The sequence below is a fragment of the Vibrio sp. Vb1018 genome (assembly GCF_033338775.1).
GTDB classification, from domain to species: Bacteria; Pseudomonadota; Gammaproteobacteria; order Enterobacterales; family Vibrionaceae; genus Vibrio; species Vibrio alginolyticus.
This window is the reverse complement of the sequence record NZ_JAWOTI010000021.1, coordinates 29,825-45,168: the sequence shown is the minus strand read 5'-3', so window position 1 is coordinate 45,168 and position 15,344 is coordinate 29,825. Positions and strand designations below refer to the sequence as shown.

11 protein-coding genes are annotated in these 15,344 nt (G+C 45.2%); 5 read left to right on the top strand and 6 right to left on the bottom strand.

Annotation, left to right across the window (positions count from 1 at the left end; translation table 11 throughout):
• Positions 1–4: 4 nt before the first annotated feature.
• On the bottom strand, positions 5–1,753 hold the full coding sequence (gene msbA, locus R7Z10_RS19050; RefSeq protein ID WP_042522131.1) for a lipid A ABC transporter ATP-binding protein/permease MsbA: 1,749 nt from the start codon (positions 1,751–1,753) through the stop codon (positions 5–7).
• Positions 1,754–1,784: 31 nt separating this feature from the next.
• The gene (locus R7Z10_RS19045) at positions 1,785–4,040 is read right to left on the bottom strand and encodes a DNA internalization-related competence protein ComEC/Rec2 (protein ID WP_318105653.1); all 2,256 of its coding nucleotides are present in this window, start codon (positions 4,038–4,040) and stop codon (positions 1,785–1,787) included.
• A gap of 8 nt (positions 4,041–4,048) precedes the next feature.
• Here R7Z10_RS19045 and R7Z10_RS19040 point away from each other — a divergent pair, with 8 nt between their 5' ends.
• Positions 4,049–4,558 carry a DUF2062 domain-containing protein gene (locus R7Z10_RS19040; RefSeq protein ID WP_005387834.1) on the top strand — a complete coding sequence of 170 codons (510 nt, stop codon included), beginning with the start codon at positions 4,049–4,051 and terminating at the stop codon, positions 4,556–4,558.
• 148 nt (positions 4,559–4,706) lie between these two features.
• Here R7Z10_RS19040 and lolE read toward each other — a convergent pair whose 3' ends face one another.
• The 3 genes from lolE to lolC are packed head-to-tail and all read right to left on the bottom strand — an operon-like array spanning position 4,707 to position 7,862.
• Entirely contained in the window at positions 4,707–5,951 is a 1,245-nt protein-coding gene (lolE, locus tag R7Z10_RS19035; protein WP_025766930.1) for a lipoprotein-releasing ABC transporter permease subunit LolE, read from the bottom strand.
• A 2-nt stretch (positions 5,952–5,953) separates the two neighbouring features.
• Complete coding sequence (lolD, locus tag R7Z10_RS19030) at positions 5,954–6,661, bottom strand: lipoprotein-releasing ABC transporter ATP-binding protein LolD (protein WP_005378457.1); 708 nt, start codon at positions 6,659–6,661, stop codon at positions 5,954–5,956.
• A complete protein-coding gene (gene lolC, locus R7Z10_RS19025; protein WP_025998625.1) occupies positions 6,654–7,862 on the bottom strand; it encodes a lipoprotein-releasing ABC transporter permease subunit LolC in 1,209 nt (402 codons plus the stop codon). The genes lolD and lolC overlap by 8 nt, the downstream gene beginning before the upstream one ends.
• Before the next feature lie 249 nt (positions 7,863–8,111).
• Between lolC and R7Z10_RS19020 the strand changes: the two genes are divergently transcribed.
• From R7Z10_RS19020 to R7Z10_RS19005, 4 genes are all read left to right on the top strand, one after another.
• Positions 8,112–8,681 (top strand): PilZ domain-containing protein, encoded by a 570-nt coding sequence (locus R7Z10_RS19020; protein WP_318105648.1) that lies wholly within the window; start codon positions 8,112–8,114, stop codon positions 8,679–8,681.
• A 5-nt stretch (positions 8,682–8,686) separates the two neighbouring features.
• Entirely contained in the window at positions 8,687–12,148 is a 3,462-nt protein-coding gene (mfd, locus tag R7Z10_RS19015) for a transcription-repair coupling factor (protein ID WP_053303252.1), read from the top strand.
• Between the two features lie 7 nt (positions 12,149–12,155).
• On the top strand, positions 12,156–12,923 hold the full coding sequence (locus tag R7Z10_RS19010; protein WP_080773703.1) for a peptidoglycan binding protein CsiV: 768 nt from the start codon (positions 12,156–12,158) through the stop codon (positions 12,921–12,923).
• Between the two features lie 160 nt (positions 12,924–13,083).
• Positions 13,084–13,632: a GNAT family N-acetyltransferase gene (locus tag R7Z10_RS19005; protein WP_005387823.1), complete on the top strand. Its 549-nt coding sequence runs from the start codon at positions 13,084–13,086 to the stop codon at positions 13,630–13,632.
• 76 nt (positions 13,633–13,708) lie between these two features.
• On the opposite strand, the gene R7Z10_RS19000 is transcribed toward R7Z10_RS19005, so the two are convergent.
• On the bottom strand, positions 13,709–14,998 hold the full coding sequence (locus tag R7Z10_RS19000) for an NAD(P)/FAD-dependent oxidoreductase (protein WP_005378463.1): 1,290 nt from the start codon (positions 14,996–14,998) through the stop codon (positions 13,709–13,711).
• Positions 14,999–15,344 lie beyond the last annotated feature (346 nt).

Sequence of the window (15,344 nt, the reverse complement as noted above, 5' to 3'; positions counted from 1 at the left end):
GCGCTTATTCACCAAACTGAATACGGTGCAATTGTGCATACGCACCATTTTTCTCAATAAGCTCAGCGTGGTTGCCACGTTCAATGATGGCACCATCATCAACCACAAGAATTTCATCGGCTTTCTCGATTGTGGATAAGCGGTGCGCTATTACAAGTACCGTTTTGTCTTTTTGCAGCTCATCAAGTGCAGCTTGAATAGCTCGCTCGGATTCGGTATCCAAAGCCGAAGTTGCCTCATCAAGAATCAGCACTGGAGCATCACGCAATAGAGCTCGCGCAATCGCAACACGTTGGCGTTGACCACCAGACAAGCTAGCACCATTTTCACCAATCATGGTATCAAGTCCATCATCCATTTTGCCGATGAACTCCATCGCATGCGCGAGTGTTGCCGCTTTCTCGATATCACTGCGCTCATATTGGCCATCCGTTGCGTACGCAATATTGTTTGCTATCGTGTCATTAAACAAATGAACATTTTGCGATACTAGTGCAAATTGCTGACGTAAATTCTTTAGCTCGTAATCACGAATATCATGCCCATCTAATGTGATAGATCCACTGTCAACATCATAGAAGCGGTTGAACAAGTTCGCGATGGTACTTTTACCTGAACCAGAACGGCCAACTAGCGCCACCGTTTTTCCTCTTGGAATATCGAAGCTGACATTTTCCAATGCTGGTTTTTCTGCACCAGTGTAAGTAAAGCTTACGTTTTTAACTGAAACGTCGCCATTTGCGCGTTCAACTGTCAACTTACCTTCGTTTTTCTCAGGCTCGAGGTCAATTAACGCGAAGAGCGTTTGGCTCGCGGCCATACCACGTTGGAACTGAGAAGTAACGTTAGTCAGCGCTTTAAGTGGGCGCATCAGACCAAACATTGCAGAGAAGACAACAGTAAATGTACCTGGAGTCAGTTGCTCTTTAATCGAATCAATACTTGCTAAATAAAGAACGGCAACAATTGCAAGTGATGCAATCATTTGGATGATAGGGTTAGCCGCCGCTTGAGCCGTCACCAACTTCATGCTTTGTTGACGCATTTGGTTGCTGACTTTTTCAAATCGTTTACGTTCGATGTCTTGGCCGCCATAGCTCAACACAACTTTATGGCCTTTCAGCATCTGCTCTGCTGATGCAGTTACGTTACCCATCATGGTCTGCATATTTTTGGATATTTTTCTAAAACGTTTAGAAACAACACCAATACCCCATGCTACAACGGGAGCAACAGCAAACAGCACTAGCGACAATTGCCAGCTGTTGTAAAACATCAAAACTAACAGACCAATGATACTTGCGCCTTCACGGACAATGCTCACCAACGCTTGGCTAGTTGCCGCTGACACTTGCTCTGAGTCGTAGGTTATACGCGACAATAAATTGCCCGTCTTTTCCTTATCAAAGTAAGACACTGGCATATGCATAAAGTGATTGAACACCATGCGACGGACTTGCATAACTACGTTGCCAGATACCCAGCTCAAACAGTAGGTGGAGACAAATCCACTTATGCCACGGATGAACATCATGGCAAAAATAATCAATGGAAGCGTGCGTAAAAAATCAGATTCAGCGTTCCCAAAACCTTCATCGAGTAGTGGTTTTAGTAGGGAAATCATATAGGTATCTGATATGGCATTAATAACTAATGCAATGACTGCAACGACAAGACCTGACTTATAAAGGCGAATAAATTGCCATAGACGCTTAAACGTCTGCCAAGTCGTTTCATCAGTATTTATCGACATAGAAGTGCTTTATTTTCTTACATTAAGACTCTCATTCTACTCCCTTACGCAGCATCTGCCTATACCAAGGCTCAAATGTATCGCTACGTTTGGTTTCTGAGCGCCAATTATCACGGTGAATAAAGAAGCTTACCTGACCACCCTCACCAGTATCAAGCCAAGTAATGCCAAGCTTTCGGTATGAAGCAACGACATTTTCCGCTGGCATTCCCCATCGATTGTTTTTTGCTAAAGAAGCAACCGCCACACTCGGGCTCACCGCCTCGATAAATCGAGGATTCGATGAACTTTTACTCCCGTGGTGAGGGACTAGCATCACATCGCTTTGTAACTTTCCGGGTTCTCTAAGCAAAATCCACTCGCTAATGGCCTCAATATCACCAGTAAAAAGCATACTAAAGTTAGAAATAGGGTCAGTAAGTCGTAATACACAGGAGTGCGGATTATACGCACGTTGAACAAGTTCAGGAGGCCAGAGCACTTCCATGTTTAATCCTTGCCATTTCCTTTGGTCGCCTCTAGTGCAAGGCTCATATCCGATAAAGAATTGACTACTAAGTTTACGTTGTGGAGAAAAGGCATCTTCAATGAAAAAGCGGCCGCCTGCGTGATCATTATCGAAATGGCTTAGAATCAGTGTATCTATGCTTTCATAACCTCGTTGATGCAAAACCGGAGTGACGACCTGCTCTGCGATACTGCCGCTTTGCCATGCTTTACCAGTGTCATACAGCAACACCTTGTCGTCTTTTTCTACAACCACTGCAAGGCCATGACCTACATCTAATACATCGATACGCCAATGCGGTTCATACTCCGATGCAAGCTTGATACTAATAACGATGCCGAGTAACAAATACCATGCGTACTGAGACATGAACCGTTGAAATATTAAGCAAACCACTATCGCCATAACCAGCATTGTCATTTCCATGCTAATAGGTTGCCAAGAACCTATTGCGTACTGTATTGACGTGCTCAATGGCTGTAATGACCAGTCCACCAAATGCCACAGAGGCTTCGCTATCATTTCAAGAAACAAAGATGAGAACAGGGCTAGAAACATCAAAGGTACAACGATAAATCCGAACCAAGGAATAAATACCAAGTTGTAGGCTATTGAGGACAAACTAAAACCGGAGAAGAAATGGCCACTAACAGGTACGATTAAAGCGCTCAACATCAATTGAGTAAGCAATAACGCTTTTAATCTCGCTTTCCAACCTCCCCTTTGATGTCGAATCAAATTAATTGCGAACAATACCGCACAAACGGAGAGGTACGATAACCAAAAGCTCATACTGTAGGATGCAAAAGGTTGGACAAGCAGTTGTAGAGATACTGCAAGCAAAAGAACTCGCCAAGAAGTCCAGAGCACCAGAGTATACTTCAGGAGAACGTAAACAACGCATACCGACACTGCTCGCGTAGTAGGCAGAGAGAAATCCGCTAACCAAGCGTAGGCAACAGCGAAGATCAGCCCATATAAGCTAGGTAACAATTGGTATTGGGGTAATAGATAACGAACGGTACCGCCCACGACTAGCCCAAAAGTAAACGCCATACCAATATGTAAACCAGAAATGGAGACCAAATGCAGTAAACCACTGTCCCTGAGCGCTTGCCAATCTTCCTTAGACAACCAAGAACGGTCAGCAAAAACTAACGCACTTATTAACGAGAAATGATGAAGGGAAGACACATCATCAGCGACATCGGCAATAATGGATTGACGCAGAGATACATTAGAACGAACAATCCACTTAGCATCTTTGTTAACAACCGCTCGGGCGATAATATTTTTACTCATCGCGTGCTTTTCAGCATCAAAGCCAGCTTCGTTGCGTAGACCTGTAATCGGCTTTAACGAGATGGATGTCGTAAACTCACTGTTAACATCGAGTGGAAAAGGCGTAATAAGACGGATTTTAGGTTTAAGAAAAGGTAACAGAGTTTGAGAATTTACCGCTTCTATAGCGACAATACCTTCATAACCGTGACTTATTTGCGTAAAAGGGCTGTCAACTTTACCAATTATGGTAATATTCTCCCCTGCTTGAAAAAGGGCTTGTCTCTGAGACTCCAATACATTGCCGTGGACGATGACAACCATAAAGCCCGCAATTGCGCCTATGCTAATTAAGCCACGACGTAATTTGATTATTGAGCCAGTGGTTATTATTCCCAGCAGCAACCAACGCCAATCTGGTATTGTCGGCCACCAAGCTGACGAGATTACGCTCGCTACAAATAACGCCAAGGTCCAACTTTTTTCTGAGAGAGTCATGCTGTCCTATGCCTAGAAAGCTGATAAAACGCTTCATGCCAGATCATGAATTGATCAAACGCCAAAAAGCATTGAAGGTCTTCGGCAATGTGTTGTACAACCCGAACTTGTGGTGCTTAAACCGCCGCTCGGCATCAGGGGCTTTTGCTGTCGGGTTATTTATGGCTTTTGTTCCGCTGCCGAGCCAAATGATCATGGCCGCTGGCTTGGCCATTATGTTGGGTGTCAATCTGCCCCTCTCCGTCGCTTTGGTATGGATCAGCAACCCTATCACTATGCCTGTGCTATTTTACTTTGCGTACAAGCTAGGTGCTCTAGTGATGCGTCTTCCCCCGCAACCTTTTCACTTTGAACTATCGTGGGAATTCATCATGCAGCAAATGAGCACCATTGGACCTCCATTTCTATTGGGCTGCGCAATTTGTGGGGTTGTATCCGCGATTATTGGCTACTTCGGAATTCGAGGGCTTTGGCGCTACTCAGTGGTACGGAGCTGGCAAAAACGCAAAATAAGATAAGACCTTACTGCGTAAAAATCAGCATTTGAGCTATCAGTTGAGGGGCATCTAACAGTTAGAATGAAACGCGATGTTACTCAAGTCGGATAAATACAAAAAAGGACCGAATTCGGTCCTTTTTGTTTTTCGCATATTGTAAAACAATCAGCTATTTAGAACTCAGTACAGCCGCCGGATTCAACCTTGCGGCACGAGAAGCAGGATACCAAGTCGCAAGTAAACTAAGCACTATCGCCGTCACTGACACCAATGCGACATCTGGCCAGTGTAGTTGTGATGGTAAGAAGTCAACAAAGTAAATATCACCCGATAAAAACTGATGACCGATTAAGCTCTCTAGCCCTTTAATTAACGGAGTCAGGTTTAACGCTACTAAGACACCGATAACACTGCCGACGAGACTACCAAATACACCAGAGAATACACCTTGCCAAACAAAGATCCGTTTGATTAGGCTATCTTTTGCTCCCATTGTTCGCAAAATTGCAATTTCCGCCGCTCGGTCTTTCACTGCCATCATCAACGTAGACACAATATTAAAACATGCCACGCCAATCACCAGTACCATCACCAAGTACATAATGGTGCGCACGAGCTGAATATCGCGATACAAAAAACCAAACTTTTGCTGCCAGCTTTTCAAATACACGTAAACATCAACCATGCTACCAACCTCGCGAACAATAGAAGGCGCATTGAGAACATCGTCAGTTTTTAGTGAAATGCCAGTGACCCCTTCCCCTAATCTCGCGTATTGCTGAGCATCCGCTAATGGTACTAACGCTAGAGAGTGGTCGATTTGGCCATTCAATGTTAAGAACCCTGACACCTTCACGCGCACTCGCTTAGGAGCCTGCACTTTATTTGCGCCGCCTGTTTGCGGAATCATCAACGTAACGTAATCCCCCACGGCGACATTTAGCTCGTTTGCTACACCTCGTCCTAAGATCACTTGCTGCTGACCGGCATAAAAGTTTTGCCAAGCTTCTTGGTCAATAAAATTCGATAAGCTCGACACCGCTTGCTCGAAAGTAGGCTCTACACCACGAACTTCTATCGCTTTTAGCTTACTGCCTTTTTCTGCCAAGCCCGTAAAACGAACGTACGGTGCTGCCGCAACAACATGTTCATGTTTTAGAGCTTGATTCATCGTTTTGGTGTAGTCATGAAGTGGTCCATTAACACCTTCTAACTCGCCGTGTGGGATCACAGACAACACACGCGATTGCAGCTCGCGCTCAAAGCCATTCATTGCAGACAAACCGATAATGATCACAGCAACGCCAACCGCAATACCAATAGTCGAAGAAAGCGATATGAAAGACACCATCTTGTTGCGCTTTTTCGCTCGACTGAAGCGACCACCAATCATCAAAGCTAAAGAGGTAAACAAAACTAGCCCTCCGCAGATGCTGTATCAGTCACAAAACGATCTACGAGCAAACCATCTTGCATGTGCATTTGACGATCCATTTTTGCTGCTAGCTCTTTGTCATGCGTGACAACCAAAAATGCAATGTTTGACTCTTTATTGAGCTCGCGCATCAAATCATAGATAGACAGTGCCGTATTGTGATCTAAGTTCCCCGTAGGTTCATCAGCCAAGACCAGATCAGGTTTATTCACCAATGCACGCGCAATCGCAACACGCTGACGCTCACCGCCCGATAACTCGGAGGGTCTATGTTGCATCCGATGACTCAAACCAACTTTATCTAACAGCGCTTTAGCCGCCTGTTTTGCATCCGCTACTTTAGCACCGCCAATCATCAGTGGCATCGCCACATTTTCAAGCGCAGTAAAGTCAGCCAACAAGTGATGAAACTGGTATACAAAACCAAGGTGCTTGTTGCGTAATGCCGCCTGTTTGTTCGAGCTCAAAGCTGATAGGTTTTGCCCTAGAAAATCAACTTCACCATGAGTTGCGTCATCTAACGCACCTAAAATATGCAATAAGGTACTTTTTCCCGAACCAGAAGAGCCAACAATAGAAACCAACTCCCCTTTGTCGATATCGAAACTTACGCCTTTCAACACTTCCGTATCTAACGAACCCTCTCGGTAGACTTTACGAATATCACGACATTCTAATAGCTTATTCATAGCGAAGTGCCTCAGCAGGTTTAACAGAAGATGCTCGATAAGAAGGATAAAGTGTAGCAGCAAGGCTAAGAGCAATCGCCAACACCACCACTAAAAGAATTTGCAGTGAATCAATCAAGATGGGTAGATGACCACCAAAGCTGAATAGCGCCACACCAGCAGATTCAAGAATCGCATTTAGATTAAGTGACAAGATCACGCCCGCAGCGCCACCAACAATCGCGCCAATTACACCACTGCTTGCACCTTGCACCATGAAAATGGTCATCACTTGAGATTGAGTCATGCCTTGAGTTTTCAATATTGCGACTTCTGATTGCTTCTCCATTACCACCATGATTAAAGCGGAGATAATATTGAATGCAGCGACACCCACAATTAGACCTAGCATAAGTCCCATCATGTTCTTTTCCATTTTCACCGCTTGGAAAAGCTCACCACGCTGTTCGCGCCAATCACTCCATTCCCATCCATCAGGCATGGGTTGGTCAGCAAAATCCGTCACCATAAATGGGTCAGAGAAAAAGACACGCCAACCAGAAACCGTGTCTTTAGGGAAACGCATCAGCTTAGATGCATCCGTCATGTTCACAATCATTAATTGACCATCAACGTCCGATCCCGTATTGAAAATGCCTGAGACAGTAAAGTTTCGCTGGCTAGGAATACGACCAAGTGGGGTAAACTGCGTCGCGTTGGTCACCATCAAGCGTACTTTATCCCCGATTGAGACCTTTAGTGAACGCGCCAAACTGTGACCCAAAAATACATTGTAGTCACCTGCATGAAGTGACGATAATCGTCCGGCAATCAAATGGTTGCTAATCGGATCGCCTTTCTTAGGTTCAATACCGATGAGGTAACCAGCCGTCAGCTGTGCAGAACTCTGAATAACAGCCTCTCCTCTAACGATAGGCTCCGGCTGAGATTCACTCGACATCGCTTGAACAAATGGAGGGGCAGACTCGGTCATAGGCGCTTTTCCATCGTGTTGCGAAACCACGGCATGAGGTAGCACACCTAAAATGCGTTCTTTTAACTGCGATTCAAACCCGTTCATCACAGAAAGAACCGTCACCAACGCCATTACACCGATCGTAATACCCGCCGTCGACATATAAGAAACAAATCGGCTGAACCTATCTCCAGAGCGTCCCCGAAGATACCTTAAGCCAATAAACAATGAGATAGGATGATACATATAAGACAAACCAACTGGTTGTTTTGATATAAAGCTTTAGCGGATTATCTTACCTTACTCTTCTCATTAAGAAGACAAGAGAATCGCTAAATTTGTCAACGACATGCAATAAGTCTGTATTTAGGGCAAAAAGTTCAAGGACAAATCGGCTAAACTTGATAACTTCATTCAGTTAGCGATAATCAGTGCCCTATTTCTCTTTGTTTGTTGAGTGAACAGGGAGCGCTCACTGGCAAAAGGATCGACTATATGACAGAGCAAGAATACTTTACCGTCCATCATAACCTCACCATCAACGTCGAAACGTTGAGTGCGGACTTTGCTTCGCCAGATGAAGAAACATTTGCCTCCGAAATTCCAGCACCATTTATTGTCGCCAGTGAATTTAGTCACTTAGATATGTTGGCAGACAACGCGCGTCTAGAGCTGAAAAACAAAGAGTTAAAGCATGTGATCAACTTGCTTGATACGCAAAACGCGAAACTTAACCTCTTGTTGAGCTTTATGCTTTCACAACAAGATGACGCCTCCATTCGCTATCAAACGACGCAGTTTGGTGCTAGTCAACTCAGTTTCCGCTCAGATACAGCGTTAACTACTCAACAACTCGTTCGTGTTAAACTGTTCCTCGATCACCCTGCTGCGGCGATTTACTGTTACGCTCAAGTAGAAGAATGTGATGCTTCAGAGCAAGATTTCATTATCACGCTTAGATACAAGATGCTCCGAGAATCTGATCAAGATTTACTGATAAAGGCGGCACTGTATCAACAACAAAAACTTTTACGTCAGCGCTCGATGGAGCGAGATAAAAAATAATTCCTATGACAAAAGCAACGATTCTTTCCGTCACCAACCCTTCAGAGCGTGGCGACAAAAAACAGCTAGGTAATTTGCCGGGCGCAGCTCTACCTCTAGCCATTGCAGAGCTAGCCAAACAGCATTCGAGTCACTCGCTACTCGTTGTGCCTGACCCGCAAATCGCTTTAAAGCTTCAGGCAGAGATTGAGCAATTCACCGACCAAACGGTAAGCCTGTTCCCCGACTGGGAAACGCTGCCTTACGATAACTTTTCTCCGCATCAAGAAATCATCTCTGAACGTATCGCACGCCTATACCAACTGCCAAGTCAACGTGATGGCATAACCATCGTCCCGGTCAGTACAGTATTGCAACGCCAATCGCCACGTGATTTTCTGTTGCAACACACTTTAATGGTGAAAACTGGTGATCGGCTCTCGCTAGAGAAGTTACGTGTACAACTTGAAAATTCAGGCTACCGCCATGTAGATCAAGTATTTGGACCAGGTGAATATGCAAGTCGTGGGTCTATTCTGGATCTCTTTCCTATGGGCAGCAATGACCCGTACCGCATCGACTTCTTTGATGATGAAATAGATACCATTCGCACGTTTGATCCAGAGAACCAACGCTCTATCGACGATATTCAGCAAATCCAATTGCTGCCTGCACATGAGTTCCCAACCACTAAAGAAGCGATTGAAGATTTCCGTACACGTTGGCGCACCCAGTTCGACGCACGCCGCGAGCCTGAATCAATCTACATGCAAGTGACCAAAGGCACGTGGCCCGCTGGTATTGAGTATTGGCAGCCGCTGTTTTTTGACCATACCGAGACTTTATTTGAATATTTGCCAGAAGACTCTCAAGTCATCACATATGGTGATATCGAATCTGCGGTCGATACTTTCTTAACCGATGTCGAATATCGATACGACCAGAAAAAAGTTGATCCGCTGCGTCCTCTTTTGACTCCTGAACAGCTTTGGTTGAAAAAAGACGAACTTTTCAGTCAACTAAAACAGCTCCCTATCGCTCAATTGAGCCTAGATAAAGTGGTTAAGCGTGCCGGTCGTCAAAACCTACCAGTACAATCGTTAGCCGAGCTTGGCGTTCAACAACAAAATAAAGAGCCGCTCTCGCGCCTTCGTCAGTTTAGTGAGCAATTCAGCGGCAAAATCGTTTTCTCGGTAGAGTCAGAAGGTCGTCGTGAAGCACTAACGGAGCTGTTGCAAGGCATCAAAGTTCGGCCAGTCGTACATGGCTCACTTTACCAAGCTCTAGACTCGGGTGATCGATTCAGCTTGGTCTTAGGCGCAGCAGAGCATGGTTTCATTCACGAAGATCTGAACTTCGCTCTGATCTGTGAAAGTGATCTACTCGGTGACCGTGTTATCCAGCGACGCCGCAAAGATAAAAAAGCCGTCAACAGTGACACCGTTATTCGCCACCTTGCCGAACTAAAACCCGGCCAACCTGTGGTTCATATTGATCACGGTATTGGCCGCTACATCGGTTTACAAACACTTGAAGCCGGTGGTATGAAAACGGAATACGTCACCCTTGAGTATCAAAACGATGCCAAGCTCTACGTGCCAGTTTCATCACTGAATCTTATCAGCCGTTATTCTGGCGGCGCTGAAGAGAGTGCGCCACTGCATAAATTAGGTGGTGAAGCGTGGGCAAAAGCACGTCGTAAAGCGGCAGAAAAAGTGCGTGACGTCGCGGCAGAATTGCTGGATGTGTATGCAAAACGAGAATTAAAACCGGGCTTCAAATTTGAGCTAGATCGTGGGCAATACGCAACATTTAAAGCAACATTCCCGTTTGAAGAAACAGATGACCAAGCGATGGCCATCAATGCCGTATTGTCAGACATGTGCCAGGCAAAAGCAATGGATCGCTTAGTATGTGGTGACGTGGGCTTTGGTAAAACGGAAGTCGCTATGCGCGCAGCATTTGTCGCAACGGATAACAGTAAACAGGTCGCCGTACTCGTACCAACAACCTTGCTTGCTCAGCAGCATTTCGAAAACTTCCGTGACCGTTTTGCCAACTTACCAATCCGAGTTGAAGTACTGTCTCGTTTTAAATCTGCCAAAGAACAAAAAGTCATTCTGCAAGACGTTGCCGATGGTAAAGTAGACATTGTCGTTGGTACGCATAAGCTGCTTTCGAGCGACATTAAATTCAAAGATTTAGGTTTGTTGATCGTTGATGAGGAACACCGCTTCGGGGTTCGTCAAAAAGAAAAAGTCAAAGCAATGCGTGCGGATGTGGACATTCTTACCCTCACCGCAACACCAATTCCACGCACACTGAATATGGCAATGAGTGGCATGCGAGACCTGTCGATCATCGCGACACCTCCTGCACGCCGTTTAGCCATTAAAACCTTTGTTCGACAAAAAGAAGAGCCAGTGGTCCGTGAAGCGGTACTGCGTGAAATTATGCGTGGTGGTCAGGTTTACTTCCTGCACAATCAGGTTGAAACCATTGAAAAAACGGCAGAAGACTTACAGAAACTCATCCCAGAGGCACGCATTACCGTGGCTCATGGTCAAATGCGCGAGCGCGAACTTGAGCGAATCATGAATGACTTCTACCATCAGCGCTTTAATGTGTTGGTGTGTACAACCATCATCGAAACCGGTATCGACGTACCAACGGCGAATACCATAATCATGGATCGTGCGGACAATCTTGGCTTGGCGCAGTTGCATCAATTGCGTGGCCGTGTTGGACGTTCGCACCATCAAGCCTATGCTTACTTATTAACGCCACATCCAAAAGCCATGACCAAAGATGCCATCAAGCGTCTTGATGCGATTGCTTCACTGGAAGACTTAGGTGCTGGCTTTACGTTAGCAACCCACGATTTAGAAATCCGTGGTGCTGGTGAGCTGCTTGGTGATGAGCAAAGTGGGCAAATTCAATCCGTTGGTTTTACACTTTATATGGAAATGCTGGAACAAGCAGTGCAAGCATTAAAAGAAGGCAAGGAGCCATCTTTGGATGAGCTGCTTCGTGAGCAAACTGAAGTGGAAATGCGAATCCCAGCGCTCTTACCAGATGATTACATTCCGGATGTAAACACACGACTGTCGATGTACAAACGCATTGCGAGTGTCACAAGCAGTGATGAACTATCAGAGCTAAAAGTGGAACTGATTGATCGCTTTGGTCTGCTTCCAGACGCAACAAAGAACTTACTTGCCGTCTCAGAATTGAAAATTTCGGCTGGTAGTTTAAAAGCGAAAAAGATAGAAGCCCATGATAAAGGTGGATTTATCGAGTTTTACCCTGATGCTGACATAAATCCAGCGTATTTAGTTAAACTGCTGCAATCACAGCCGCAAAAATTTGCAATGGAAGGTCCAACTAAGTTCAAGTTTAGCGTACCATTGGTGGACCGACGTAAACGCATTCAGTTTGTTCAAGACTTACTGAATGATTTTAAACAGAATTTATTACCAACGAGCTAATAGTCGAATGAGAATACTGATCCCGTTATTGCTTCTATGTGTCTCAATGCCCTCTTGGGCACAGCGCCAATTTGATATTGAAGTGATCATTTTCAAGCGAGCAGTCGACGCTGAAAGCACAACAGAATCTTGGCCGAATCAACTGCCAAAAATCGATATGGAAAATGTCGGTAGCCTAGAGAGTGAATCCTACCGCCGCTCTAAAGGCGTGACACTTTTGCCAAGTTCTTCTTTCCGTCTCAACGCGCAAGAAGCGGCACTAAATAATCATGCCGGCTTTAAAGTGCTTAAACACGTAGCCTGGCGTCAAGGTGACCGAGGTAAATCTAGCGCCCCAATTTTCCGCATCGTTGGCGGGCGAGATTTCTCTGATTCTTATCAAGCAGATGGCCGCCCACTCAATGGCAATCAAACATTTTCCAGCGACGGTTACAGTGAAGAGACGGTCAATGGTCCTTTATATGAACTAGATGGTCGATTCCAAATATACGTACAGCATTACCTCTTCGCCGAAACAACACTAGATCTCCGCGAACCAAGTGTTAGAGAGGTGCGTTTTGAACCAACCTCAACTGAGCAATTGGCGGATGACTTAGGTGAAGTAGATGGTAACGTCCAAGTCGGTAACTTGGCAGAAATATCGCCGACAGTAACCGAAGAGAAATTCCTGAAGAGTTATCGAATGGATCAAAAACGTCGTATGCGTAGCAGCGAGACTCATTACCTAGATAACCCGTTGATGGGTATGATCATTCAAGTTCGTCGGGTTCGATAAGCACGAGCGGTTCGACAAAGCGCAGCAAAGCTGCGCTTTGTTTTTATCTGCTATACCTCAGTTATTCCTAACCAACGCAGAGCAAGGAAAATAGCTGCGTTCAAGTATAAATAGACAGCTTTCAATTTACTTACACTCAACATGGAAGTCGTATTAGTTCATGAGTCCAGACTTTGAAATCATTGCGCCCCGCTTAGCGCTCAAGCTCATCCCTGCTGAAGAAGCACATTCACTACAACGATTACTTGCAGAATCCCCTTCGCTGCACCAATGGCTTGACTGGTGTGATAAAAACGTCACATTGAAAACCGCGCAGGACTTTCTGTTGGCAACCCGTCTTAACTGGGTCAAAACTGAGGCTTTTGGTTTCGGTATCTATGAGCGGCAAAGTAACACTTTGGTTGGAATGGCAGCGGTTAATGAGTTATATCATACGTTTAATATGGCGAGTATTGGTTACTGGGTTGCCGACCGCTATCAACGGCAAGGCTATGCCCAAGAAGCCGTTAAAGCCTTAGCAGAATTCTGCTTCGCAAAGCTAAGTTTAACTCGACTAGAGATTGTTTGTGACCCCGACAACGAAGCTAGCCAAGCCTTAATTGAGTCCGTCGGTGCACAAAAAGAAGCCATCGCCAGAAACCGGTTTATTTTTCAGGGTAAGCCTAAAGATGGCGTTGTGTTCTCACTTTTACCGACAGATCTAACATAAACAAAAAGCCACCGACTTGCGGTGGCTTCTGCATTTTTTAAGATACAACACATCCACATAGAGTGGATTTAAAACCTTAGTGCAGCTTAAGGTTTGGACGCAGCACGCGATTAATGCGACCGACGAGCATCATCAGACCGGTTTTGAATACACCGTGCAACGCCATTAGGTGCATGCGATACAACGAGATGTAAACGACACGAGCAATACGGCCTTCTACCATCATCGACCCTTTAGTTAGGTTCCCCATCAGACTACCAACGGTTGAAAAGCGACTTAGAGACACTAATGAACCGTGATCTTTATATACATAGTCTTTCAACTCGCGCCCGTTGATCTTCGCGACGATGTTACTAAATGCCTGGCTTGCCATTTGGTGTGCAGCTTGAGCGCGTGGCGGCACGAACGAACCGTCAGACTGGGTGCATTGTGCTAAGTCACCAATAACAAAGATGTCATCATCTCGTGTTGTCTGTAGTGTGTTTTTCACTACAAGCTGATTGATACGGTTCGTTTCTAAGCCAGCGATATCTTTAATAAAGTCTGGAGCTTTGATACCCGCAGCCCAAACCATGATTTGAGCTGGGATCTTCTCACCATCTTTTGTAGTAAGGCCATCTTTTTCAGCTTTAGTCACCATAGTGGCGGTGCGCACGTTTACGCCCAACTTCACCAACTCTTGATGAGCAGCAGAAGAAATACGTGGAGGTAACGCTGGTAAAATACGCTCACCTGCTTCAATCAGATTGACGTTCAACTTGCTAGAATCAAGATCACCGAAGCCATAAGTGCGCAGCTCTTTAACAGCATTATGTAACTCAGCTGATAGTTCAACGCCAGTTGCACCAGCACCAACAATCGCAATATCGACCGTACCGTTACCGTTTTTCGCGTGCAGCTTTAGGAACTCGTTGTTCATTTCTGTACGGAAACGGTGTGCTTGCTCAGGGCTGTCTAGGAAAATACAGTTTTCACGAACGCCAGGCGTGTTGAAGTCGTTTGATGTCGAGCCAATCGCCATCACTAGAATGTCGTATTCTAGCTCACGGCTTGGCATAAGAAGTTCACCGTGTTCGTCTTTAAGCTCACTTAAGATGATCACTTTACGTTCACGGTCGATGTCTTGAAGGCTACCCATTTGGAAGTCGAAGCTGTGGTTTTTTGCATGAGCTCGATAGCTCAGTGCATCTACTCCTTCGTCCAAAGAACCTGTAGCAACCTCATGCAATAATGGCTTCCACAAGTGGCTCGCTTTTCGATCGACTAGCGTAATTTGCGCACGGTTTTTGCGACCTAGAGTTCGACCAAGCTTAGTTGCCAACTCAAGACCACCTGCACCGCCGCCTACAACGATAATGCGTGTCACAATGATTTTCCTCTACAAAAATGAATATATGGGGTTCAGCTCGATGCATGACTCACAAACATTTGTGGCATCCATCCAACCGATGAATTCTTGGTTCTTAGAGGTGTCTCAATTACTTGGATTAAAAAACTGCCACTCACCTTGATTCTTTATCTATCAATGACTTGTCAGGGTTTGGCATGTTTATCTGGTACGCATACGACGCCAGAATTTTTTGGGCAAGTTTATTACTCGCTCTCAATTTTTTTTGATATTTATCAAATTATTTTAGTCCGGTTCATTATATAGAGACCAACTTTGAAGGCAACCAAAATCCGTGTAACGAGTACGGATTGACTACTTTTCG